Annotated in this window: 21 protein-coding genes; 7 read left to right on the top strand and 14 right to left on the bottom strand. The window is 69.0% G+C overall.

All coding sequences use genetic code 11. The features are described 5' to 3' along the window. Positions 1-5 precede the first annotated feature (5 nt). Together V5F63_RS24000 and V5F63_RS23995 are read right to left on the bottom strand one after the other, a co-directional pair. Positions 6-794: a sulfite exporter TauE/SafE family protein gene (locus tag V5F63_RS24000; RefSeq protein ID WP_348634277.1), complete on the bottom strand. Its 789-nt coding sequence runs from the start codon at positions 792-794 to the stop codon at positions 6-8. Positions 795-813: 19 nt separating this feature from the next. Then, positions 814-1464 (bottom strand): glutathione S-transferase family protein, encoded by a 651-nt coding sequence (locus tag V5F63_RS23995; RefSeq protein ID WP_209486565.1) that lies wholly within the window; start codon positions 1462-1464, stop codon positions 814-816. A 393-nt stretch (positions 1465-1857) separates the two neighbouring features. On the opposite strand from V5F63_RS23995, the gene V5F63_RS23990 reads away from it, so the two are divergent. The 4 genes from V5F63_RS23990 (at position 1858) to V5F63_RS23975 (ending at position 6614) form a co-directional block, all read left to right on the top strand. Beyond that, positions 1858-3075: a polyhydroxyalkanoate depolymerase gene (locus V5F63_RS23990; protein ID WP_394102875.1), complete on the top strand. Its 1218-nt coding sequence runs from the start codon at positions 1858-1860 to the stop codon at positions 3073-3075. Between the two features lie 209 nt (positions 3076-3284). Then, on the top strand, positions 3285-4502 hold the full coding sequence (locus V5F63_RS23985; protein WP_394102885.1) for an MFS transporter: 1218 nt from the start codon (positions 3285-3287) through the stop codon (positions 4500-4502). Between the two features lie 242 nt (positions 4503-4744). Further along, positions 4745-6175 carry a homospermidine synthase gene (locus V5F63_RS23980; RefSeq protein WP_209486561.1) on the top strand — a complete coding sequence of 477 codons (1431 nt, stop codon included), beginning with the start codon at positions 4745-4747 and terminating at the stop codon, positions 6173-6175. 100 nt (positions 6176-6275) lie between these two features. Beyond that, positions 6276-6614: an MmcQ/YjbR family DNA-binding protein gene (locus V5F63_RS23975; RefSeq protein ID WP_394102876.1), complete on the top strand. Its 339-nt coding sequence runs from the start codon at positions 6276-6278 to the stop codon at positions 6612-6614. A gap of 75 nt (positions 6615-6689) precedes the next feature. On the opposite strand, the gene V5F63_RS23970 is transcribed toward V5F63_RS23975, so the two are convergent. Further along, entirely contained in the window at positions 6690-7244 is a 555-nt protein-coding gene (locus V5F63_RS23970) for a GNAT family N-acetyltransferase (protein WP_394102877.1), read from the bottom strand. A gap of 257 nt (positions 7245-7501) precedes the next feature. Continuing rightward, positions 7502-8632 (bottom strand): type III PLP-dependent enzyme, encoded by a 1131-nt coding sequence (locus V5F63_RS23965; RefSeq protein WP_209486555.1) that lies wholly within the window; start codon positions 8630-8632, stop codon positions 7502-7504. A gap of 827 nt (positions 8633-9459) precedes the next feature. Here V5F63_RS23965 and hemA point away from each other — a divergent pair. Beyond that, positions 9460-10743, top strand: coding sequence for a 5-aminolevulinate synthase (gene hemA, locus V5F63_RS23960; protein WP_209486552.1), 1284 nt, complete (start codon positions 9460-9462; stop codon positions 10741-10743). A 66-nt stretch (positions 10744-10809) separates the two neighbouring features. Here the strand turns inward: hemA and V5F63_RS23955 are convergent, their stop codons facing one another. The 6 genes from V5F63_RS23955 to V5F63_RS23930 are packed head-to-tail and all read right to left on the bottom strand — an operon-like array spanning position 10810 to position 16407. Continuing rightward, positions 10810-11634 (bottom strand): phosphodiesterase, encoded by an 825-nt coding sequence (locus tag V5F63_RS23955; protein WP_209486545.1) that lies wholly within the window; start codon positions 11632-11634, stop codon positions 10810-10812. Positions 11635-11637: 3 nt separating this feature from the next. Further along, positions 11638-12672: an ABC transporter ATP-binding protein gene (locus V5F63_RS23950; RefSeq protein ID WP_394102878.1), complete on the bottom strand. Its 1035-nt coding sequence runs from the start codon at positions 12670-12672 to the stop codon at positions 11638-11640. After that, the gene (locus V5F63_RS23945; protein ID WP_394102879.1) at positions 12669-13460 is read right to left on the bottom strand and encodes an ABC transporter permease; all 792 of its coding nucleotides are present in this window, start codon (positions 13458-13460) and stop codon (positions 12669-12671) included. The genes V5F63_RS23950 and V5F63_RS23945 overlap by 4 nt, the downstream gene beginning before the upstream one ends. 8 nt (positions 13461-13468) lie before the next feature. Then, a complete protein-coding gene (locus V5F63_RS23940; RefSeq protein WP_394102880.1) occupies positions 13469-14287 on the bottom strand; it encodes an ABC transporter permease in 819 nt (272 codons plus the stop codon). Positions 14288-14308: 21 nt separating this feature from the next. Next, entirely contained in the window at positions 14309-15337 is a 1029-nt protein-coding gene (locus tag V5F63_RS23935; RefSeq protein WP_209486537.1) for an ABC transporter substrate-binding protein, read from the bottom strand. Positions 15338-15345: 8 nt separating this feature from the next. Beyond that, a complete protein-coding gene (locus tag V5F63_RS23930; protein WP_394102881.1) occupies positions 15346-16407 on the bottom strand; it encodes a substrate-binding domain-containing protein in 1062 nt (353 codons plus the stop codon). A gap of 409 nt (positions 16408-16816) precedes the next feature. Here V5F63_RS23930 and V5F63_RS23925 point away from each other — a divergent pair, with 409 nt between their 5' ends. Beyond that, positions 16817-17539, top strand: coding sequence for a response regulator (locus V5F63_RS23925; RefSeq protein ID WP_348634276.1), 723 nt, complete (start codon positions 16817-16819; stop codon positions 17537-17539). Next, positions 17536-18843, top strand: coding sequence for an ATP-binding protein (locus V5F63_RS23920; RefSeq protein ID WP_394102882.1), 1308 nt, complete (start codon positions 17536-17538; stop codon positions 18841-18843). Before V5F63_RS23925 ends, V5F63_RS23920 begins: the two co-directional genes overlap by 4 nt. A gap of 71 nt (positions 18844-18914) precedes the next feature. Here the strand turns inward: V5F63_RS23920 and V5F63_RS23915 are convergent, their stop codons facing one another. The 4 genes from V5F63_RS23915 to V5F63_RS23900 form a co-directional block, all read right to left on the bottom strand. After that, complete coding sequence (locus V5F63_RS23915; RefSeq protein WP_209486529.1) at positions 18915-19796, bottom strand: 3-hydroxybutyryl-CoA dehydrogenase; 882 nt, start codon at positions 19794-19796, stop codon at positions 18915-18917. Positions 19797-19885: 89 nt separating this feature from the next. Beyond that, the gene (locus V5F63_RS23910; protein WP_209486526.1) at positions 19886-20830 is read right to left on the bottom strand and encodes an electron transfer flavoprotein subunit alpha/FixB family protein; all 945 of its coding nucleotides are present in this window, start codon (positions 20828-20830) and stop codon (positions 19886-19888) included. Next, positions 20830-21579: an electron transfer flavoprotein subunit beta/FixA family protein gene (locus V5F63_RS23905; RefSeq protein WP_394030121.1), complete on the bottom strand. Its 750-nt coding sequence runs from the start codon at positions 21577-21579 to the stop codon at positions 20830-20832. The genes V5F63_RS23910 and V5F63_RS23905 overlap by 1 nt, the downstream gene beginning before the upstream one ends. A 132-nt stretch (positions 21580-21711) precedes the next feature. Next, the gene (locus V5F63_RS23900; protein ID WP_209486517.1) at positions 21712-22458 is read right to left on the bottom strand and encodes a rhomboid family intramembrane serine protease; all 747 of its coding nucleotides are present in this window, start codon (positions 22456-22458) and stop codon (positions 21712-21714) included. Positions 22459-22539 lie beyond the last annotated feature (81 nt).

Below are 22539 nucleotides of genomic sequence, written 5' to 3'. Positions count from 1 at the left end.
CCGGCTCAGATGAGGCCGCGCGCCAGCATGTAGACGCCGAGCAGGCCGAGGCCCGAGAAGAAGATGCGCCGGAACATCTGCGGCGAGGCCGCCCGGCGCACCAAGGTGCCGAGATGCATGCCGATGAAGGCCGGCAGCAGCGCGGCCGCCGAGGCGAGCGCGGTGGCCGGATCGGCCATCGGCCCGCCGCCGTCCCCCGGATGGAACAGGACCACCGCCAGCGCCGCCGTGGAGACGATGAAGGTGAGGCCGAGGGCCTGCACCAGATCGTCCCGCGCCAGCCCCAGCGACTGCAGATAGGGCGCCGAGGGCATGACCGAGACGCCGGTGGTGCCGGTGACGAGGCCGGTCAGAAAACCCATGAGCGGTGACAGCCACGGCTCGTGCCGCGCCGGCACCTTCAGCTGCACCGAGGACAGGCCGAGCAGGCCATAGGCCAGCAGCGTCGCCCCGAGCGCCGGCTGCGCGGCGGGCGAGGCGAGGCCGCCGAGCAGCAGGCCTCCGGTGAGCGTGCCGGCGGCGACCATCGCCATCATCCAGCCGAATCGCCGGGCGATGCCGAGCACGTTCGGCCCGGTGAAGTATTGCCAGAAATTGGTGACCGTGGAGGGGAGGATCAGCAGGGCCGCCGCCTCGGGCGGGGCGAGGACCACGCTGAGCAGGCCGATGCCGACCGTCGGCAGGCCCATGCCGATCACGCCCTTCACCATGCCCGCCAGCACGAGCACGGCAAAGCCGATTGCGATCAGGCCAAGATTCACGGACGCGGCGGCGGCCGTCGCCGTTTCGATCACCGGAAGAGGTCCGAAAGCATCAGAACTCGGCGTCCAGCTCTTCCAGCTCCTCGGGCTCGGACAGCGCACCCTCGATCCATTCCTGGACCAGCGGCAGCGCCATGATGCGGGTGCGGTAGGCCTCGCACTGGGGATCGAGCTTCACGTCGTAGGTGGTGAAGCGGGAGCAGACGGGGGCGTACATGGCGTCGGCCAGCGTCGGTGTCGCGCCCATCAGGAACGGCCCGCCGTGGGCAGTGAGGCAGCCCCGCCAGATGGCGGCGATGCGCTCGATGTCCGCCTGTGCGCCGGCCCAGACCTTGAAGCCCGGATAGTGCGCCTTGATGTTCATCGGCAGCGCCGAGCGCATGTTGGCGAAGCCCGAGTGCATCTCGCCGGAGATGGAGAGGCAGTGCGCGCGCACCGCGCGGTCGGCGGGCAGCAGGCCGGCCTCGGGGAAGACCTCGTTGAGGAAGGCGGCGATGGCCAGCGTGTCCCACACCGTCACGTCCTCGTGCACCAGCCGCGGCACGAGGAAGGACGGCGACAGCAGAAGCAGCTCCGCCTTGGCGTCGGGATCGTCGGTCGGCACCCGCTCCTCCTCGAAGGAGAGGCCGGCCATCTTGCACAGCAGCCAGCCGCGCATGGACCAGGAGGAGTAGTTCTTGCTGGAGATGGTGAGCGTCGCCATGCCTGTCCCGTGCCTCGGATTTGCGATCCCTGACCTGACCGTTCCCCTCGACTTTCGCCTGTTTCTGACCGCCCGTGTCTGTTCTGGCGCAGCCGGCGGCTTCGATTTTGGTGGGGCCATCCGGCGCGGTCGCTCGGCCGTCGGCCCTATTGCTAAGGATGCGTGTTGCAATGCACCACGCATAGCTCCAATATCAACTTAACAGGTACATCCGTTCAGGCTTGCTGCAAAGCGGAAAGCTGGGCCTGCGACAACTACTTAATGCTTCCGCCGGCCGTCGGGGGCCGGGCGTGGGGGACGCGGAGCAGAAGGACCTTTCGGCATCATGCTGCAGACTTCTTCCAGGTTCATTCCTCTGGCACCGTGGTGCCGGACGGTTCGGCGTTCGCTGCCATGATGTACTCCGCCTATCAGGCCCAGGCCGACCTCATGAGCCCGATGAGGTTCTTCGCCAGCCTCGCGCGGCAGACCCTCAACGGCCCCCTCGTCAACGGCTACGGCCATCTCGGCTTCCGCCAGCTCGCGGCCGCCTACGAGCTGATCGAGCGCGCAGCCCTCACCCACGGCCGGCCGTCTTTCGGCATCAAAACGGTTGAAGTCGGAAATCGCGAAGTCCAGGTGACGGAGGAGAACACCGCCGTCCTGCCCTTCGGCACCCTGTTGCGCTTCAAGAAGGACGTGGAGGTGCCACAGCCCCGCGTCCTCGTGGTCGCGCCCCTGTCGGGTCATTTCGCGACGCTGCTCGTCAACACCGTGAAGACGATGCTGCCGGACCATGACGTCTACATCACGGACTGGCACAATGCCCGCGAGGTGCCGCTCTCGGCGGGTCCGTTCGGTTTCGACGACTACGTCGAGCACGTCATCCGCTTCCTGGAGATCATGGGTCCGGGCGCCCATCTGGTGGCGGTCTGCCAGCCGTGCGTGCAATCCCTCGTGGCCGCAGCGGTGATGGCGCAGGAGAAGAACCCGGCCGTGCCGGCCTCCATGACGCTCATGGCCGGCCCCATCGACTGTCGCATCAACCCCACCAAGGTGAACGAGCTCGCCACCTCCAAGCCCATCGCGTGGTTCGAGAAGAACCTGATCTCGACCGTGCCGAAAGGCTTCGCGGGGTCCGGGCGCCGGGTCTATCCCGGCTTCATGCAGCTCACCGCCTTCGTGAACATGAACCTCACGCGGCACATCAAGGCGCACCTCGATCTCTACAACGCCCTCGCCGAGGGCGACGAGGAGAAGGCCGAGACCACCAAGGCCTTCTACGACGAATATTTCGCGGTGCTCGATCTCGCCGCCGAATTCTATCTGGAGACCGTGCGCTACGTGTTCCAGGAATACCGTCTGCCCAAGGGCGAACTGACCTATCGCGGCCGGCCCATCGATTTCCGCGCCATCCGCAAGACGGCGCTGCTCACCGTGGAAGGCGAGCGGGACGACATCTGCTCCATCGGCCAGACCATGGCGGCGCAGGACATCTGCTCCGCTCTGCGCCCGCACAAGAAGCGCCACCACATGCAGGCCGGCGTCGGCCATTACGGCGTCTTCTCGGGCCGCAAATGGGCAAGCCAGGTCTATCCCATCGTCCAGAACCACATCCTGGCGAGCGACTGAACGGCGCGCATCTGAACCCCGCGTGAGCGGACGCAGGGGCAGGAGTTGCCAACCCTCGCCTGGGGCGGTACGCGAGCAAGGATCAAGCATCGTCCGGCGCGCGGACGTGCCACCGCGCGGACCTGCCCCGTGACCTTTCGCGAGACCTCGCCCCGACCCTCGTCCCAACCTCTGCCGCCGTCGTGACCGCGAGCGCACCCCCCGCCGGGATGCGGCTGCGGGAGCATCCCGCCTTCATCCTGTTCTGGATCAGCCGGGTCGCATCGGCGCTGGCCTTCCAGATGCTGGGAGTGGTGGTCGGCTGGCTGGTCTACAGCCTCACCGGCAGCGCCGCCGCCCTCGGCCTCGTGGGGCTCGCGCAATTCCTGCCCATCCTGTTCCTCACCCTGCTGGTGGGGCATGCGGCCGACACCTTCGATCGCCGCCGCATCGTGCTCGCCTGCCAGACGCTGTCGGCGCTCACCGTGGGGGCCCTCGCCCTTGCGGAAGGCGCGGGCCATGCCGGTCTCCTGCCGATCTACGCCGCAGTCATCACCATCGGCGCCTGCCGCGCGTTCGAGGCGCCGACCATGGCGGCGCTGCTGCCGCGCCTCGTGCCGGGCGAAATGCTGCCGCGCGCGCTGGCGGTGGCCTCCTCCGCCATGCAGATGGCGACCATCGCCGGCCCCGCCGTGGGCGGCTTCGCCTATATCTTCGGCCCGGCGGTGCCCCTGACGCTGGCGGCCATCTGCTACGCGGTGGCCGCCGGCGCCATGGCCTTCATCCGCCATGTCCATGCGCCCGGGCCGCGCAGCGCGATGACGCTTGAGACGCTGCTCTCCGGCCTCGCCTTCATCCGCCGCAGCCCGGTGGTGCTGGGCTCCATCTCCCTCGATCTGTTCGCGGTGCTGCTGGGCGGCGTCACCGCGCTGCTGCCCATCTATGCCGCCGAGATCCTGCATGTGGGAACGCAGGGCCTCGGCGCCCTGCGCGCCGCGCCGGCGGTGGGGGCGGTGCTCATGTCCATCGTGCTGGTGCGCCGGCCGCCCACGCGCCGGGTCGGGGCCGTCATGTTCGCCGCCGTAGCGGTGTTCGGGCTGGCGACGGTGGTGTTTGCGCTCTCCTCCAGCTTCCTTTTGTCGCTGGGCGCGCTGTTCGTGCTCGGCGCGGCGGACAATGTGAGCGTCGTCATCCGCTCCTCCCTCGTGCAGCTTTCCACGCCGGACGAGATGCGCGGGCGGGTCAGCGCGGTGAATTCCCTGTTCGTCGGCACCTCCAACCAGCTCGGGGAATTCGAATCCGGCATGGTCGCCGCGCTCATCGGCGCGGTGGGCGCCGGGGTGGCGGGCGGCGTCGGCACGCTGATCGTGGTGGCGCTGTGGACGCGGCTCTTTCCCGCGCTCTTCCATGTCGATGCCATGCCGGTGAAAGTCGCGACCCGGCGCTGAACCAAATCCCCGCCGCTGCTTGGTTTGCCGGCTTTGCTCAAGCTCTTCGGTTGACGCCGGGCCGCGCTTTTCCCATGGTGCGCCCGCCCGCGCCTGCGCGCGGCGCTTACACCCACGCCGCGCCCTTGCGCGGCATCGTTTTCACGCCGCGCGGATGCCAGGGGGTTCCCCGCTTTCGCGCGTCCTGTGACTTTCGCGGCGCCCCGACAGGTCGGCGCCGCCACCCCGAGGAGTGTTTCACCATGAGCGACTGGCCGGTCCACGCGAAGATCGACGGCCCCATCGTGATGATCGGATTTGGCTCCATCGGCAGGGGCTGCCTGCCGCTGATCGAGCGCCATTTCGATTTCGACCGCGAGCGCATGGTGGTGATCGATCCGGTGGCGGACCACCGCAAGCTGCTCGATTCCCGGGGCATCCGCTTCGTCCAGTCCGAAGTCACCGCCGAGAACTACCGCGACCTGCTCACCCCGCTGCTGACCAACGGCCCCGGTCAGGGCTTCTGCGTCAATCTCTCGGTGGACGTGTCCTCGGTGGCGGTCATGGAGCTGTGCCGCGAGATCGGTGCGCTCTACATCGACACCGTGGTGGAGCCTTGGAAGGGCTTCTATTTCGACGAGGACATGCCCACCGCCGCGCGCACCAATTATGCGCTGCGCGAGAGCCTGCTCGCCGCCCGCCGCCGCAATCCGGGCGGCACCACGGCGGTGTCCACCTGCGGCGCCAATCCAGGCATGGTGTCCTGGTTCGTGAAGCAGGCGATGCTCAACATCGCCGCCGACACCGGCCTCGACCGGCCAGAGCCGACCACCCGCGAGGAGTGGGCGCAGTTCGCCCGCAGCCTCGGCATAAAGGGCATCCACATCGCCGAGCGCGACACCCAGCGCGCCCGCGAGCCCAAGGTGATGGGCCAGTTCTGGAACACCTGGTCTGTGGAGGGCTTCGTTTCCGAAGGCCTGCAGCCCGCCGAGCTGGGCTGGGGCACCCACGAAAAGAGCCTGCCGCCGGACGGTCGCACCCACGAGGCGGGCTGTGGCGCGGCCATCTATCTCCTCTCCCCCGGAGCGGCCACCCGCGTGCGCTCGTGGACGCCGACGCCGCAGGCCCAGTACGGCTTTCTCGTCACCCACAACGAGGCCATTTCCATCGCCGACTACCTCACGGTGCGCGACGGGGACGCGGTGGTCTACCGCCCGACCTGCCACTACGCCTATCATCCCTGCAACGACGCGGTGCTGTCGCTGCACGAGATGTTCGGCAACGGCGGGCACTTCCAGGAGAGCTGGAAGATCCTCGACGAGCACGAGATCGTGGACGGCATCGACGAACTGGGCGTGCTGCTCTACGGCCACGCCAAGAACGCCTACTGGTTCGGCTCCCAGCTCTCCATCGAGGAGACCCGCGAGCTTGCTCCCTACCAGAACGCCACCGGCATGCAGGTGACCTCCGCCGTGCTCGCCGGCATGGTGTGGGCGCTGGAGAACCCCGAGGCGGGCATCGTCGAGGCGGACGAGATGGACTTCCGCCGCTGCCTCGAAGTGCAGACGCCCTATCTCGGCCCGATGATCGGCACCTACACGGACTGGACGCCCCTCACCGGCCGGCAGAAGCTGTTCCCCGAGGATCTCGACCTCGAGGACCCGTGGCAGTTCAAGAACATCATCGTGCGGTGAGGCCTGCGAAGGTCTCCCGTGCTCTTTTTTGGAGTCAGAGGGCGATTCACCGATCACGTTGGTTCAACGTGATCGGATCGCGCTCTGAGGGAGACCTTCGATGGCGGTCGATGCCACGCGTGTCCGGGAGATGGCCCTCGCTCTGCCTGAGGCGAGCGAGGCGCCGCACGTCGACCGCAGGGCCTTCCGCACGCCACGCAAGATCTTTGCGACATTGGGGCCGGGCGGGCGCGATCTCAACCTGATGTTCGATCCCGACCTGCGCGATTTCTATTGCGAGCAGGAGCCCGAAGCCTTCGCGCCGGTGCCGGGCGGATGGGGACGAATGGGCGCGACCCGCTGCAACCTCACCGTGGTGGATGAGGCGACGCTGGCCTCGGCGCTTCAGGCCGCGCACCGCCTCGCGGCTCCCAAGCCGAAGCGGCGCCGGGGCGGCTGACATAAATCCGGACCCAGAAACAAAAATCCCCGGCGCGACGGATCGAGCCGGGGATTTTTTCTTTGCGCGACCGAATCAGGCGGTCTTCAGCAGCGCCGGCGCCAGAAGCTCTTCCAGCGACGGCAGCGCGATGCGGGCGCCGGTGGGGCTGATGAGGCCACGGGCACCGTCCAGCGCGCCGGCCTTCAGCTCCAGCGCCAGCAGGCGGTTGCGGTCATAGGCGCCGGGCATCCACAATTCGCCGGTCTTCTCCGCGGAGAAGCCGAAGCGCTCGTAATAGGCCGCGTCGCCCACCAGCAGGATGGCGCCATGGCCCTTGGCCCGCGCCGCCGCGATGGAGGCGCGCATCATGTCGCCGCCGAGGCCGCGGGCGCGGAACCACGGATGGACCGCGAGCGGGCCGAGCAGCAGCGCCGGACGGGCGGGGCCCGCCGTCACGTTCCACAGCCGCACGGTGCCCGCCAGGCGGCCGTCCGGGCCGTGGGCGGAGAAGGCGAGGCCCTCCGCCGGCAGGCGGCCCTCGCGCAGACGCTCGGACGACTTGGCCTTGCGCTCCTCGCCCATGGTGAGGTCGAGAAGGGCCTCGCGGGGGGCCACATCTTCCACGGATTCAAGCACGATCTCGGTCATCGGCAACTCCTGCGCCAACGTGAGAGGTGAAGAAGCCCGTCCCGGCTGCATCACAGCCAGGCGAAATGCCTTCAGGGACGGGTGCGGAAGACGAGGGGACACATCCCCTCCTCACGCCCCGGACGGCGGGAAGCCGATGCCGGGGGACCTTGTGCGGCCGGGTCGCGGAATACGCTCGGGCGCCGCGCGGGCGGGTCTCCGCGTGGCTCCGCTCAGGGGGCCACGGGAGTTTGGATCTTCGGCGGCGGAAGCCGCCCTCAGATCACGTAGGACTTCAGCGGCGGGAAGCCGTTGAATGCCACCGCCGAATAGGTGGTGGTGTAGGCGCCGCACGCCTCGATGATGATCTTGTCGCCGATGGAGAGCGACAGAGGCAGCTCGACCGGGGTCTTCTCATACATCACGTCGGCCGAATCGCAGGTCGGGCCGGCGAGCACGCAGGGGGCGGTGTCGTCGCCGTCGCGCGGGGTGCGCAGCGGGTAGCGGATCGCCTCGTCCATCGTCTCGGCGAGGCCGCCGAACTTGCCGATGTCGAGATAGACCCAGCGCATGGCGTCCTGCTCGGACTTCTTCGAGATGAGGACGACCTCGGTCTCGATCAGGCCGGCATTGCCCACCATGCCGCGGCCCGGCTCCATGATGGTTTCCGGGAGCGCGTTGCCGAAGTGACGGCGCAGGGAGGCGAAGATCGCCTCGCCATAGGAGATGGCGCCCGGCACCTCCTGCAGGTAGCGGGTGGGGAAGCCGCCGCCCAGATTGACCATGGACAGCGAGATGCCCCGCTCGGCGCAGGCGCGGAAGATCGCGGCGGCGGAAGCGAGCGCGCCGTCCCAGGCGTGCACGTTCTTCTGCTGCGAGCCCACGTGGAAGGACACGCCATAGGCGGCGAGGCCGAGGCGATGGGCGTGCTCCAGCACGTCCGCCGCCATCTCCGGCTCGCAGCCGAACTTGCGCGACAGCGGCCATTCGGCGCCGGCACCGTCGCAGAGGATGCGGCAGAACACCTTGGCGCCGGGGGCGACGCGGGCGATCTTCTCGACTTCCTCGTAGGAATCGACCGCGAACAGGCGCACGCCCAGCTTGAAGGCGCGCTCGATGTCGCGCTCCTTCTTGATGGTGTTGCCGAAGGAGATGCGGTCGGCGCCCGCGCCGGTGGCGAGCACCATGTCGATCTCGCCGGTGGAGGCGCAGTCGAACGAGGAACCCAGCTCCTCCAGCGCCTTCAGGATGGCGGCATCGGGATTCGCCTTCACGGCATAGAACACGCGGGTGTCCGGCAGCGCGCGGGCGAACGAGAGATAGTTGGTACGGACCACGTCGAGGTCCACCACCACGCAGGGGCCATCCTCTCGCCGGGTACGCAGGAATTCGCGGATGCGATCGGTCATGGATACCTCCCCGTGACCTGAAGCCAGTGAAGCGCAGGGATCTGCGCGACGACAGGACGGACGCTCCTTTCAGGGAGAGCCCGGGGCACGCGCTCGCATCCGCCCGGCGATGTGGACACGCCGAACGTCTGCGGGCCGTACCCGCTTCGCCGGGGCTTTACCCGGCCGCATCATCGGACCGAACGGCAGCAGAACCGCCCGCTTGGCCGCAAGGCAAAGCAGGAGCGAGGACGACTGCGCACGATTGGAGAGGGAAGTCCCGCTCCGCACGGCCGGCAAGATGTAGTGCCTCTTTAGTAACGCCGACCTTTGGAGGGCCGACCGAGACCAAAAAAGCCCTTACGTCGTTGCTTCAAGTCACGTCCCCCGCATTGAGGAGCGGGGTGGGCCGGTTCCCTCCGGCTTGTCGATCGTCCTGGCAGCTTTCCGGCCTCTTGTCCGGAGATCCTACCGACCGACACGCGACCACAGGCACGTGCGAATTTGGGCAACGCGGATGTAGGGGATTCGTACCGCCTTCGCAAGGGGCAATTTGATGAAGATCAGTGCAGGCGCGCAGGGCAGATCTGACGCTCGCGCGCAGCTCGCCGCGCGATCCGCCCGATGCCGCCGGTTTCGTGCAAGTTCCAGGTCGGGCCAGGCGGCTACCGTCTTCCGAGCGGCTTGTTGCGCTGCGGCATTTGTGCAGTCCCGGCACGGGGTTGCGCCGGATCGCCGCGCGTCACGCTCGGTACTTGATTGGCATCAATACAAGGAGCAAGCTGGCTGCATAATCTTAGAACAATGAGGATCCACCCGCGATCCCGTCTGCCGCCGCAGGGTTCGGAATGACCTACGACCACTTCTTTGCCGACGCCATCGACGCCCTGCGCAAGGAGCGCCGCTATCGCACCTTCGCCGAGATCGAGCGCGATGCCTCGCGCTTTCCGCGGGCGGTGTGGCACTCGCCGGGCGGTCCGCGCGACATCGTGGTGTGGTGCTCCAACGACTATCTCGGCATGGGCAGCCATCCGGATGTGGTCGCCGCCATGTGCGAGGCGGCCCAGGCGCGCGGCGCCGGCGCCGGGGGCACCCGCAACATCTCGGGCAACAGCCATGAGATCGTGATGCTGGAGCGCGAGCTGGCCGACCTGCACGGCAAGGAATCCGGCCTCGTCTTCACCTCCGGCTACATCTCCAACGCCACCGGCATCTCCACCATCGTCAAGCTGATCCCCGATTGCGTGGTGATCTCGGACGAGCTGAACCACAATTCCATGATCGAGGGCGTCCGCCACGGCGGCCGGCAGAAGGCCATCTTCCGCCACAACGACCTCGACCACCTCGAAGAGCTGCTGAAGGCGTCCGGCGACCGGCCGAAGCTGGTGGTGTTCGAGAGCGTCTATTCCATGGACGGCGACATCGCCCCCATCGGCGCCATCTGCGAGCTGGCCGAGCGCTACGGCGCCATGACCTATCTTGATGAGGTTCATGCCGTCGGCATGTATGGCGCGCGCGGCGGCGGCGTCGCCGAGCGTGACGGCGTGATGCACCGGGTGGACGTGATCGAGGGCACGCTGGGCAAGGCCTTCGGTGTGGTCGGCGGCTACATCACCGGCAAGCGCCTCATCATCGATGCCGTGCGCTCCTACGCGCCGGGCTTCATCTTCACCACCGCTCTGCCGCCGGCCGTCGCCGCCGCGGCCACCGCCTCGGTGCGCCATCTCAAGAATTCGCAGGCCGAGCGCACCGGCCAGCGCACCCAGGTGGCGAAGGTGAAGGCGGCGCTGGCCGCCGCCGGCCTGCCGCAGATGGAGACGCCCACCCACATCGTCCCGGTGATGGTGGGTGATGCCAAGGCCTGCAAGATGGCCAGCGACCTGATGCTGGCCGAGTACGGCATCTACATCCAGCCCATCAACTACCCCACCGTGCCGCGCGGCACGGAGCGCCTGCGCATCACCCCCACCCCGTTCCACGACGACGCGCTGATCGCCCATCTGGCGACCGCTTTGTCGGACGTGTGGGAGCGGCTGGAACTGCCTTATGCCGATCGCGTGGCGCAGCACACGGCCTCGCGCAGCACCGCGGCCGGCCCGGCGCCCATCCCGCTGCCGATGGCTGGCGGCTGAGACGGGCGATCCTGTCTTCCCCGACTGAAAAGCCCCGGCTCGACCGGGGCTTTTTGTTTGTGGCGCTCACTCCGGCGTGCCGATGGCCTTGCCGTCCGGCCCGAAGAAGGGGTGCGGGCCGGAAAAGCCGCCGATGAAGCTGCGGTGGGTCACGAGCCGCCCCTCCGCGAACAGGTGCAGCGAGAGGCTGGGCGGCTCCATGTGGAAGGTGGGCGCCGCATCCGCGTCGAGTGCGAGGCTCACGGAATGGGCCGGGGCCGGCGCGATGGTGGCGGCGATGCCGGCGAAGGTGGTCGTTACCGCCCGGTGCACATGGCCGCAGGTGAAGCCCACGACCTGCGGATGCCGCCGCAGCACAACCTCCAGCCCTGCGGCGTCGAACAGGTTCTGCACGTCCATGTGGCGGATGCCGGTCAGGAACGGCGGGTGGTGAGCGCACACCAGCGCCGGCCGGCCGGGCGCGGCCGCCAGCGTCGTATCTAGGAAGGAGAGACCTTCCGCGCCGAGGGTTCCGTGGGGCCGGCCATGGACGGTGGAATCGAGCATCACCAGCCGGAGCGGGAAGTCCTCCACCACATAATTCACGCGCCCGCCCGCGCAGCGCGCCGCGATCTCGGGAAAGGCGGCGAGCAGCCCGGCGGAGCTGTCGTGATTGCCGGGAATGGGGAAGAGCGGCAGGCCGAGGGGCGCGGCGATGGCGCGAAAGCGGGCGTATTCCTCCGGGTCGTCGAAGTCGGTCACGTCGCCGGTGACGATCACCGCATCGGGGCGGGGCGATAGGGCGCCGATGTGCGCGATCGCGGCTTCCAGATAGGTGGCGGTATCCACCACCCCATAGGCCAGCGTTCCGGGGCGGCGGATATGGGTGTCGGTGAGCTGGGCGATCAGCATGGGTCAGGCCAGAGTGTAGCGGTTGGCATCAAGGACAAGGCCGATGGCTGTGCCGGCGGTGAGGGGCAGGTCGGCCGGCGCCTCGGCGATGATGCGGGTTCCGTCGCCGGCATTCAGCGTCACCCGCTGGCGCGGGCCCTGGAACTCCACCTGCGCCACCTGAAACACCAGCGTCGCGTCCGCCGGACTCACGAGGCGCACCGCCTCGGGCCGGAACAGCAGCCGCGCCTTCGCCCGGTCGGGCGCGGTGACGGGCAGGATGCCGGCGGCGGTCTCGAAGCGGCCGTTGCGCACCATGCCCTCCAGCCGGTTGGTGATGCCGACGAAGCCGGCGACGTAATCGTCCGCCGGCTGGAAATAGACCTGCCGTGGCGTGCCCACCTGGGCGATGGCGCCGTTTTTCATCACCACGATGCGGTCGCCCAGCGCCAGCGCCTCGGCCTGGTCGTGGGTGACATAGACGGCGGTGATGGCGAGCCGGCGCAGCAGCGCGTCGATCTCGCTGCGCAGATGTTCGCGCAGGGCGGCGTCGAGGGCGGTCAAGGGCTCGTCCAGCAGCAGCACGCGCGGCCGCACGGCGAGCGCCCGGGCGAGGGCGACGCGCTGGCGCTGGCCGCCGGACAATTGGTCGATGCGCCGCTCGGCCAGCGCCTCGATGCGCATCATGGCGAGCACGGAGGCCGCCTGCGTCCGCCGCGCGGCCGTCCCCACGCCGCGCACGCGCAGGCCATAGGCCACGTTGTCGATGACGCTCATGTTGGGGAACAAAGCGTAGGACTGGAACACCATGCCCACGTTGCGCTTCTCGATGGGCAGGGCCGTCACGTCGGCGCCGTCGAAGGCGATGCGCCCGCCGGCGTCGGGCGTCTCCAGCCCGGCGATGAGGCGCAGCAACGTGGTCTTGCCGCAGCCGGAGGGACCGAGCAGCACCAGCGTCTCGCCCGCCTTCACCTCCAGCTCCACGGGCGAGAGCGCCCGCGTGCCGTCCGGATAGGTCTTGCCGCAGCCGGCGATGGAGATGGCGGCGCCGGTGGTCATCGCGCGCTCCCCGTGGTGCGGCCGAACATCTGGAGGGCAAGGAGCAGGGGCACGATCATGACGAAGAAGACCAGCGTGTAGGCGCTCGCGATTTCGAGGCGCATGGAGGCGTAGCTGTCGGCGAGACCCACCGGCAGCGTCTTAGTCAGCGGCGTGTGCAGCATCCAGGTGAGGTTGAACTCGCCGATGGAGAGCGTCACCACCATCAGCGCTCCGGCGAGGATGCCGCCCTTCGCATTGGGCAGCACCACATGGAAGAAGCGCTGCAGCGGCGAGGCGCCCAGCGACGCCGCGCCTTCCTCCAGCGAGCGGATGTCCACGGCGGCGAGCACCGCCATCACCGCGCGGAGCATGAAGGGCAGGGTGTAGAGCACGTGGCCGGTGAGGATGAAGGCCGGGCTCATGCGGAATTCGCGGATGGCGCCATAGGCGAGGATGAGCGCCAGCGCGAGCGCGAGGCCGGGCACCGCCACCGGCAGCGTCACCACCTCTTCCACGATGCGGGCGAGCCGCGAGGGCCGCCGCACCAGCGCCCAGGCGGCGGGCAGGGCGATGACGAGCGTCGCGGCCAGCGTGCCCAGCGCGATGCCGATGGAGAGCCAGATGGTGCCCGAATAGAGCGTCAGCACCTGCTTCACCCAATCGAGCGTGAGGCCGGAGGAGACGCCGCGGAAATAGTTGGCCGTGAAGCCGGCGAGGATGGAGGCGCCGGCCGGCACCATGAGGAAGGCAGCGGCCAGCAGGGTCACGAACAGCTGGAAGGCGAAGGTGAGGCGGTGGGTTTTCATGGCTTGCCTCAGCCCGCCGCCGCCACGCCGCCACCGGCGAGGTTGCGCGAGAGGGCGAGCACCGCCCAGGTGATGAGGCCGAGGGCGATGGAGAGCGCCGCCGCGGTGGCGAAGTTCGCGTTGAGGGTGAACTCCGTATAGATGGTCATCGCCAGCACATCGATGCGAGTCGCCAGCGTGAAGGCGGTGCCGAAGGCGCCCATGGCGGTGGCGAAGGCGATGGCGCCCGAGGCCATCAGCGCCGGGGCGATGCCGGGCAGGGTCACGTCCCGCAGCACCTCGAAGCGCCCCGCACCGAGCGAGCGGGCCGCCTCCTCCAGCGCCGGATCGAGCTTCTCCACGGCCGCCATGAGCGTCACGAGCACCCGCGGCAGCGAGAAATACACATAGCCGGCGAACAGGCCGGCCATGGAATAGGCGAACACCCATCGCCCCATGCCGAGGCCCATGGACAGGCTGGCGAGGAGCCCCTGCCGGCCGGCCAGCAGGATCACCATGAAGCCCACCACCACGCCGGGGAAGGCCAGCGGCAGCGTGAGGCAGGAGACAAGCAGCGGCCGGCCCCAGAAACGGTTGCGGGCAAGGAATAGCGCGACGACGGTGCCGATGGCGAGGGTCGCCGCCGTCACCGCCGCCGAGAGGGCGAGCGTCGCGACGAGGGTCGCGAAATGCCGGGGATTGGTGAGGATGGCGACATATTCCGCCATCCCGTTGGGGCCGGACCCCGCCACGCCGATGAGCCGCACCATGGGCAGCAGGAAGAAGGCCGCCACGAACAGGAACAGGGGCAGCAGGAACAGGCGGGCGAGGCGATCGGCGCTGTGCATGGCTTCAGGCTTGAGCCCGCCTCACTTCACGGCGTTGAGGTAGGCGTCGGAAAAGGCCTTCTGCGCCGTCTCCATGCGGGCATAGTCCACGGGCTTGGCGCGGGCATAGTCCGAGGCGGGCAGGAAGCGGCTGGCGATGTCCGCCGGCAGCTCGATGGCGCGGGCGGGGCGCAGGTAGGCCTTCGCCCACATGGCTTGGCCCTTGTCGGAGAGCACGTAGTCCAGCACCTTTTTGGCGGCTTCCGGGTGCGGCGCGCCCTTCACCATGGTCATCACGTAGGGGACGACCACCGAGCCCTCGCAGGGGATGACGAAGGCGAAATTGCCCTTCTCGTTATACTTCGCGCGATAGGCGTTGAAGTCGTAGTCGAACAGGATCGGGATCTCGCCGGAGACCACGCGGGCGTAGGACGTCTGCTTGGGCACGATAGGCTGGTTGGCCTGAAGCTTCTTGAAGTATTCGATGCCCGGCTTGAAGTCGTCGAACGAGCCGCCCATGGCGCCGTTCACCGCCACCGCGCCCACATAGCCCACGAAGGCGGAGGTGGGATCGAGATAGCCGACGAGGCCCTTGTATTCGGGCTTCAGCAGGTCCGCCCAGCAGGCCGGCACCGGCGCGCCGCCGAGCGCATCCTTGTTCACGAACAGGCCGAGCGTGCCGGAATGGATGGTGAACCAGTTGCCGTCCTTGTCCTTCAGGCCTTCGGGAATGTCGGCGAAGCCCTTGGGCTCATAGGGCTGGGTCACGCCGGCATCCTTGGCCTTGATGCCGAAGGTGACGCCGAGATAGGCGACATCCGCCACCGGGCTCGCCTTCTCTGCGAGGATCTGGGCGAGGGACTGGCCGGAATTCTTGTTGTCCTGCGGCACGTCGATGCCGGTATCGGCCTTGATGGCCTTCAGCATGGCGCCCCAGTCGGCCCATTCGGGCGGGCAATTGTAGCAGATGGCATCCGCCGCGGCGGCCGGGCGGGCCGGAACGATGGCTGCGACGGCGGCGAGCGCGAAAGCGGAAAGCGTCACGGCGGACAGGGTCTTGAGGGGACGCATGGCGGGCCTCACGGGTTGAGTGGGGTCGGCGGGGTAGGGTCTTGGCGGCGGGAACGCTTCGGCGCGGCGGCAAGCGTGCCGCCGGGCCGCAGGCTGAAGGGCAGCCGCTCCACGCGGGGGGCGGCGCCGGTCTCGATCATCTCGAACAGCATCTCCACGGCCCGCTCCCCCATCAGGCGGGTGGGCGTGTCCACGGTGGCGAGGCTCGGGCTCATGGCGCGGCCGAGGGCAATGCCGTCGAAGCCGGCTACCGAAACATGGTCCGGCACGCGGATGCCGAGGTCGCGCAGCGCGCCGGTCACGGAGAGGGCGAGAAGGTCGTTGGAACACAGCGCGGCGGTGGGGGCGGAGGCCTCGCCGAACAGGCCGGCGAGCGCCGCCGCATGGCTCGGGGCGTCGCCCAGATAGTCGAGCTCCAGCGGCGCTGCGGCGACGAGCCCGGCCTTCTGCATGGCCGCGCGATAGCCCTCGTAGCGCCTCAGCGAGCGGTCCGATGTGGCGAAGCGGCCGGCGAGATAAGCGATGCGCCGGTGCCCGGCGGCAATCATCGCCTCGGTGAGGGCGGACGTGGCGGCCGCGTTGTCCACGCAGACGGCGGCGCGGGCGTCGCCCTCCGGCTCGTTGTGGACCAGCACGAAGGGGATGCTTTCGGCCTCCAGCAGGTCCAGCGTGGCGTTCTGGCTGGCGCAGGCGACGGTGAGCACGAGGCCGGCCACGTTCTGCGCCACCAGCGTCTCCACCAGCTCCGCCTCGGCGCCGGGATCGTAATCGGTCGCGGTGAGGAGCAAAGTGTGGCGCCGCTCGCGGGCGGCGGCCTGCACGCCAGCCACCGAGGCCGCGAACACCGGATTGGTGAGGCTCGGGATCAGGACGCCGACGGTGCGGGTCTTGAGCGTCTTCAGCGCCCGGCCGATCTCGCTGGGGCGGAAGCCCAGTTCGTCGATGGCCGCCCGCACCCGGGCCTCCACGTCGGCGCTGGTGGGCGCCGAGCGGTTGATGACGCGGCTGACCGTGGCGATGGAGCAGCCCGCCCGTTCGGCGACGGTCCTGATGGTGACGATGCGCGGCACGTGCGACCCCGGTTGGCTTCACCCGGCTGTTTCAATCGAGCGTGAAACCGTTTTCAGGATCAGTAAAGGGGGCGCGCGACAGGCGTATGACGGGGCGCGGATGGGCTCAGGTTGAAATGCGGACAGCGGGCGTGCCGAGGCACGCCCGCTGCGGGGAAGGGAAGATCAAGGGCGGCGAGATTCCCTTCCTTCCGGTGGCTACCGAGGCGGGTCGCGCCTCGTGGTCTTCAGCCTGTCGCGAGGATGGCGGCCGCTGCGAGCAAATTGACGTCGGGGCGGTATCGGAAAATGTCCGGCGCGGCGGATTTTGTGACGCAATGTTGCCAGCATGGTCCTGGCAATGCTTCGACGCACGCGGGTCTGGCGCGGCAGGGGCGGCGCGCTAGCATCGGCGCGAACGGAGGAACGGGTGCAACAGGACGGGCCGCACATTCTCGTCGTCGACGACGACCTCGAAATCCGCAAGCTTCTCAGCCGGTATCTCACCGCCCAGGGCTTCCGCGTCACCGCTGCCGGAGACGGGCGGGAGATGGAGGAGAAGCTCGTCACCCAGCGCATCGACTTCGTGGTGCTGGACCTCATGCTGCCCGATGCGTCCGGCCTCGATTTGTGCCGCGCCCTGCGCGCCCGCTCGCGGGTGCCGGTCATCCTGCTCACCGCCCTAAAGGAGGATGTGGACCGCATCATCGGCCTCGAGATCGGGGCCGATGACTACCTCGGCAAGCCGTTCAACCCGCGGGAGCTGGTCGCCCGAATCCGGGCCGTCCTGCGGCGGACCAGCGCCGCCGAGCCGGCATCGCCGCAGGTGCGCGCCTACGCTTTCGCCGGCTTCAGGGCCGAGCCGGAGCTGCGCCGCGTCACCTCGGCGGGCGGCGCTGAGGTGGGGCTGACCGGGGCGGAGTTCGATCTGCTGATGGCCTTCCTGGAACGGCCCGGCCGCATTCTCTCGCGCGACCAGCTGCTCGACATCACCCGCGGCCGGGAGGCCGGCCCCTTCGACCGCTCCATCGATGTGCTGGTCAGCCGGCTCCGCCGCAAGCTCGGCGATCAGGGCGCGTTCCAGATTCTCAAGACCCTGCGCAATGGCGGCTATCAGCTCTCGGTGCGGGTGGATGTGGAGACGGCGCCGTGAGGACGCTGCGGGCGCAGGTGACGGCCATCCTCGTGGCCGCCGTGCTGGTGGTGATCGCGCTCGCCAACGGCGCCGCATTCTTCATTGCCCGCCCGCAATGGCCGCCGTTCGGGGCGGGCGTCATCGCGCCCGCCATTCTCGATGCCGTGGCGCTCGCGGCCAAGCTTCCGCCGGGGACCGATGCGCCGGCGCTGCGGCCTGCGCCGCCCGCCGGTCCCCTCGACGAGATGGCGAGCCGGCAGCTTTCCGACGCGCTCGCCCGGCTCGGCCAACCCCATCCGGTGCGGGTACTCAGGCCCGAGGGCGGGTCGCCGGTGACCGCAATCGGCCTCGCCGACGGGCGGTGGCTCGTGCTGTCGGGCGGCGGCATCCCCCCTCCGCCGCGCGGCCCGCCGGGCGGGACCTTCGGCTTCGCCGTCTGGCTGGCGTTGATGATTCTCGGCGTGACTGGCGTCGTGGTTCTCGCCGTCCGGCGCCTGACCCGTCCGCTGGCGCTGGTGGAAGAGGCCGCACGGCGCATCGGGCCGGACGGCGAACTGCCCGTCCTGCCTGAGCGGGGGCCGGCCGAGGTGCGCGCCGCGGCCGCCGCCATCAACCGGCTCTCGGGGCGGCTGAAGGCCTCCATGGACAGCCGCATGCGCATCGTCGCCGGCGCGGCGCACGATTTGCGCACCCCGCTCACCCGGATGCGCCTGCGCGCGGAATTCGTCGCCGACGAGGAGGATCGCGCCCAATGGCTCTCGGACCTCGCGGAGCTGGACCGCATCGCCGATAGCGCCATCCGCCTGGTGCGCGAGGAGGTGGAGGGCGGCGCGCTGGAGGCGGTCCGCTTCGACCGGCTGGTGGAGCAGGTGGCGACCGAACTGCGTGAGATCGGGCTTGGCGTCGCCGTGCGCGGCACCGTGCCGGGCCTCGTCTCCGGCCGGCCGCTTTCCCTCAAGCGGGCGGTGCGCAATCTCGCGGTCAATGCCGCTACGCACGGTGCGAGCGCCGCCCACGGTGCGGGCCTTGGCGGCGGCGCGCGCCTTGCCGTCAGCGCCGATGCGGAGCGGGTGGTGCTGGTGATCGAGGATGATGGCCCCGGCATTCCCGAGGCGCTGATGGGGCGGGTGTTCGAGCCGTTCTTCCGGGTCGATCCGGCGCGGCAGGTGAAGATCCCCGGGGCGGGCCTCGGCCTCGCCATCGCCAATGAGATCATCGCCCGTCATGGCGGGGGGCTCACCCTCTCGAACCGCCCGGGGGGCGGACTGTTACAGCGGGTGGAATTGCCGGCCGCCGACGCGGGGCAGGATGGCGATGAGTGATCGAACGCCCGGTCGCCTTCGGCCGGGCTGATCTTTGGTCGAGGCCGATGCCGGCCTCCGCGTCCCCCGCCTCAGCGCGTGGGGACGGGCTTCTCGCCGCGATAGTCGTAGAAGCCGCGCTGCGTCTTGCGGCCGAGCCAGCCGGCCTCGACATACTTCACCAGCAGCGGGCAGGGCCGGTACTTGGAATCGGCGAGGCCCTCGTGCAACACCTGCATCACCGCGAGGCAGGTATCGAGGCCGATGAAGTCGGCGAGCTGCAGCGGACCCATGGGGTGGTTGGCGCCAAGCTTCATGGCGCGATCGATGGAATCCACCGAGCCCACGCCCTCATACAGGGTGTAGATGGCCTCGTTGATCATCGGCAGCAGGATGCGGTTGACGATGAAGGCCGGGAAGTCCTCGGCCACCGCATAGGTCTTGTGCAGGCGGGTGACGAAGGTCTTGGAGGCCTCGAAGGTCTCGTCGTCGGTGGCGATGCCGCGTACCAGCTCGACCAGCTCCATCAGCGGCACCGGATTCATGAAGTGAATGCCGATGAAGCGCTCCGGCCGGTCGGTGGCGGCGGCGAGGCGGGTGATGGAGATGGAGGAGGTGTTGGAGGCGAGAATGGCCTCCGGCTTCACCACCTGGCAGAGCGCGGAGAAGATCTTGCGCTTCACCTCTTCCCGCTCGGTGGCGGATTCGATCACGAGGTCGCAGTCGCCGAGGTCCTCGGTCTTGTCCGCGGCGACGATGCGGGCGAGGGCTTCCTGCCGGTCGGTCTCGGACACGAAGCCCTTGGCCACCTGCTTGGCCATGTTGCCATTGATGGTGGCGAGGCCGGAGCGGATGCGGTCAGGGTCCGCGTCGTTCAGCGCCACGTCGTAGCCGGCGAGCGCGCAGACGTGCGCGATGCCGTTGCCCATCTGGCCTGCGCCGATGACCCCGACCTTCTTGATCTCGAGCGGCATGATTCTCTCGTTTCGCCTTGTTGCCGGTGACCGGGGCGGGCATCCCCGAAACTGCGGCCGGTGGTTCTCCGGCCGCAGCCAGAGTTATCCTATCCCTTAACCTTGGCGATTTCCGCCTTGAGTTCGGGGATGACGGTGTTGATATCGCCGACGAGACCGTAGTCCGCCACCTGGAAGATGGGGGCTTCCTCGTCCTTGTTGACGGCGACGATGACCTTGGAGTCCTTCATGCCGGCGAGATGCTGGATGGCGCCGGAGATGCCGAGGGCGATGTACAGCTCGGGGGCGACGACCTTGCCGGTCTGGCCCACCTGCCAGTCGTTCGGGGCATAGCCCGCGTCCACCGCGGCGCGCGAGGCGCCCACCGCCGCGCCCAGCGCGTCGGCCAGAGGCTCGATCAGCTCGGCGAACTTCTCCCGCGAGCCCACCGCGCGACCGCCCGACACGATGATCTTCGCGGCGGTCAGCTCGGGACGGTCGGAGGCGGCGATGGCCTCGTCCACGAAGGTGGAGAGCGCCGGGTCGGACGCCGCGCCAACGGTCTCGATGGCGGCCGAGCCGCCCTCGCCGGTGGCGGCGAAGGAGGCGGTGCGCACCGTCACCACCTTCTTGGCGTCGTTGGACTTCACGGTCTGGATGGCGTTGCCTGCATAGATGGGCCGCTCGAACGTGTCGGGCGAGACCACCTTGGTGATGTCCGACACCTGCATCACGTCCAGCAGCGCGGCGACGCGCGGCAGCACGTTCTTGGCGCTGGCGGTGGAGGGGCCGACGATGGCGTCGTAGCCGGGCGCCAGCGAGACGAGCAGCGCCGCCAGCGGCTCGGCGAGGCGGTGCGCGTAGAGCGCGTCGTCGGCGAGCAGCACCTTCTCGACGCCCGAGAGCTTCGCGGCGGCCTCGGCCACGCCCTTGGCGTTCTGGCCGGCGACCAGCACATGCACCGGCGCGCCGAGCGCGGCGGCGGCGGTCAGCGCCTTGGCGGTGACGCCGTTGAGGGCCGAATTGTCGTGTTCGGCAATGAGCAGAACGGCCATCAGATCACCCCCGCCTCATCCTTGAGCTTCGCCACCAGCTCGGCCACCGAGCCCACCTTCACGCCCGCCTTGCGGCCGGCCGGCTCGGCGGTCTTCAGCACCTCGAGCCGCGGGGCGACGTCGACGCCGTAATCGGCCGGCGTCTTCTCGGCGATGGGCTTCTTCTTCGCCTTCATGATGTTGGGGAGCGAGGCGTAGCGCGGCTCGTTGAGGCGCAGGTCCGTCGTGACGATGGCCGGGCCGTTGAGCTTGATGGTCTGCAGGCCGCCGTCGATCTCGCGGGTGACGACCACGCCGCCGTCTTCCACCACGACCTTGGACGCGAAGGTGGCCTGAGGCCAGCCCAGCAGCGCCGCCAGCATCTGGCCGGTCTGGTTGCAGTCGTCGTCGATGGCCTGCTTGCCGAGGATCACCAGGCCGGGGGCTTCCTCGCCCACCACGCCCTTGAGGATCTTGGCGACCGCGAGCGGCTCGACCACGCCGTCGGTCTTCACCAGAATGCCGCGGTCGGCACCCATGGCCAGCGCCGTGCGCAGCGTCTCGGACGCCTGGGCCGGGCCGATGGACACCGCCACCACCTCGGTCGCCTTGCCGGCTTCCTTGAGGCGGAGCGCCTCTTCCACCGCGATCTCGTCGAACGGGTTCATGGACATCTTGACGTTCGCGAGCTCAACGCCCGAACCGTCCGACTTCACCCGGACCTTCACGTTGTAATCCACCACCCGCTTAACGGGCACCAGGATCTTCATCGACACGCGCTCCCCGTTCCCGAAATCTCGACTGGCGGTCGCAAAATCCGCCGATGATCGAAACTTCCGCTCTTATCCCTGCATTGCAGCATTTCTTGCGGGCGGGCAACGTAGGAGGGGCCAGAAAGCGTGTCAACGCTCGCTCCGGCGCGGCGTTCGGACGCCCTGCGCGCGGATGCTCGGCACCCCGGAGGGATCGCGATCGAACAGGGCGACGCCCGGCCGGCGCATCAGCACCACCAGCACCGCTCCGGCGAGGAAGCCGCCCACATGCGCCCACCACGCCGTTTCCTGGTCCGTGCTCGACAGGATCTGCCACACCTGCAGGCCGAACCACGCGCCGATGGCCCAGTAGGCGGGGATCCGGAGCGGGATCTTCATCAGCACCAGCGCCCACAGGCGGATGTTGGGATGGAGGACGAGATAGGCCGCGATCACCCCCGCCACGGCGCCCGAGGCTCCCACCAGCGGCGCCTCTGAGCCCGGCTCGGCCAGCACATGGGCGAGCCCGGCGATGATGCCGCACAGCAGGTAGAACAGGAGGAAGCGGGCATGGCCCATGGCGTCCTCCACATTGTCGGCGAACACCAGGAGGAAGGCCATGTTGCCGATGAGGTGGAGCCACCCGCCGTGCAGGAACATGTAGCTGACAAGGGTGAGGGCCGGCGGCAGCCGCTCGTAGCCCTCGGGCAGGATGGCGACGCCGCTCACCACGGCGGGAATGGCGCCGAAGCCAAGCACCCCGGCCTCGCTCACGGGCCCGAAAGCGCCGTGCTGGAGCGCGACGAACACGAACACGTTGAGCAGCACCAGCGCCCAGGTGACGTAGGGGCGGCGCACATGCTCCAGCGGATTGGTATCGGCAAGCGGAACGAACATCGCAGGGTCCCGGGGACCCGTCCGCCGCCTGCGGCCGTCCTGTCCCGTTGCGGCAAGCTTAGAGCAGGGCGACGGGCCACG

The organism is Xanthobacter wiegelii (assembly GCF_043193855.2).
GTDB lineage: Bacteria > Pseudomonadota > Alphaproteobacteria > Rhizobiales > Xanthobacteraceae > Xanthobacter > Xanthobacter flavus_A.
The sequence above is the reverse complement of the archived record's forward strand: the minus strand, read 5'-3'. Positions and strand labels throughout refer to the sequence as shown.

Excerpts from the sequence above, each read along its gene's own strand:
- V5F63_RS23935 (WP_209486537.1), bottom strand. The coding sequence starts at position 15,337 with ATGCGTCCCCTCAAGACCCTGTCCGCCGTGACGCTTTCCGCTTTCGCG.
- V5F63_RS23975 (WP_394102876.1), top strand. The coding sequence starts at position 6,276 with ATGGCGGTCGATGCCACGCGTGTCCGGGAGATGGCCCTCGCTCTGCCT.
- V5F63_RS23955 (WP_209486545.1), bottom strand. The coding sequence starts at position 11,634 with ATGCTGATCGCCCAGCTCACCGACACCCATATCCGCCGCCCCGGAACG.
- V5F63_RS23905 (WP_394030121.1), bottom strand. The coding sequence starts at position 21,579 with ATGAAGATCCTGGTGCCCGTTAAGCGGGTGGTGGATTACAACGTGAAG.
- V5F63_RS23915 (WP_209486529.1), bottom strand. The coding sequence starts at position 19,796 with ATGCCGCTCGAGATCAAGAAGGTCGGGGTCATCGGCGCAGGCCAGATG.
- V5F63_RS23980 (WP_209486561.1), top strand. The coding sequence starts at position 4,745 with ATGAGCGACTGGCCGGTCCACGCGAAGATCGACGGCCCCATCGTGATG.
- V5F63_RS23970 (WP_394102877.1), bottom strand. The coding sequence starts at position 7,244 with ATGACCGAGATCGTGCTTGAATCCGTGGAAGATGTGGCCCCCCGCGAG.
- V5F63_RS23990 (WP_394102875.1), top strand. The coding sequence starts at position 1,858 with ATGATGTACTCCGCCTATCAGGCCCAGGCCGACCTCATGAGCCCGATG.
- V5F63_RS23945 (WP_394102879.1), bottom strand. The coding sequence starts at position 13,460 with ATGAAAACCCACCGCCTCACCTTCGCCTTCCAGCTGTTCGTGACCCTG.
- V5F63_RS23965 (WP_209486555.1), bottom strand. The coding sequence starts at position 8,632 with ATGACCGATCGCATCCGCGAATTCCTGCGTACCCGGCGAGAGGATGGC.
- V5F63_RS23950 (WP_394102878.1), bottom strand. The coding sequence starts at position 12,672 with ATGACCACCGGCGCCGCCATCTCCATCGCCGGCTGCGGCAAGACCTAT.
- hemA (WP_209486552.1), top strand. The coding sequence starts at position 9,460 with ATGACCTACGACCACTTCTTTGCCGACGCCATCGACGCCCTGCGCAAG.
- V5F63_RS23985 (WP_394102885.1), top strand. The coding sequence starts at position 3,285 with ATGCGGCTGCGGGAGCATCCCGCCTTCATCCTGTTCTGGATCAGCCGG.
- V5F63_RS23900 (WP_209486517.1), bottom strand. The coding sequence starts at position 22,458 with ATGTTCGTTCCGCTTGCCGATACCAATCCGCTGGAGCATGTGCGCCGC.
- V5F63_RS23995 (WP_209486565.1), bottom strand. The coding sequence starts at position 1,464 with ATGGCGACGCTCACCATCTCCAGCAAGAACTACTCCTCCTGGTCCATG.
- V5F63_RS23910 (WP_209486526.1), bottom strand. The coding sequence starts at position 20,830 with ATGGCCGTTCTGCTCATTGCCGAACACGACAATTCGGCCCTCAACGGC.
- V5F63_RS23940 (WP_394102880.1), bottom strand. The coding sequence starts at position 14,287 with ATGCACAGCGCCGATCGCCTCGCCCGCCTGTTCCTGCTGCCCCTGTTC.